This window comes from Marinomonas sp. TI.3.20, assembly GCF_038155025.1.
Taxonomy (GTDB): Bacteria; Pseudomonadota; Gammaproteobacteria; order Pseudomonadales; family Marinomonadaceae; genus Marinomonas; species Marinomonas flavescens.
The window spans coordinates 1-363 of the sequence record NZ_JBAKAS010000089.1 but is presented as its reverse complement, the minus strand read 5'-3'; the positions used below and the strand labels follow the sequence as shown (position 1 = coordinate 363).

The following is a 363-nucleotide window of genomic DNA, read 5'->3' as shown; positions in this document are numbered from 1 at the left end:
TCGTACAAAAAACCAGTGCTTATGAAGTGGTTATCACCAAACGCCAAGTGGTCAAACACAAAATCAGCAAACAGCTTATTACCGCGCCACAGCCGGATAGGATTTTTGACAGCTCTGTCGCGGATGTCAGTTTTATCGCTGGCTTACTGGTCAACAAGTTCCTGTATCATTTACCGCTCTATCGTCAACACCAACAACTTAGTGCTGCTGGGATCACCCTCAGCCGTGCGACGCTTACGAACCTCACCAAACGCGGGATCGAACTGTTACGACCCATTGTGGTAGAGCAACTGATCAGTGTGCTGGACAGCAAGGTACTGGCCATGGATGAGACTCCGATAAAAGCCACCCGCCAGCCTGGGG

The 363-nt window shown here is 50.4% G+C and carries 1 protein-coding gene; it reads left to right on the top strand.

From position 1 onward, the window contains the following. The coding region (locus V6259_RS19695; protein ID WP_341585976.1) for an IS66 family transposase at positions 1-363 on the top strand (363 nt) is incomplete at both ends.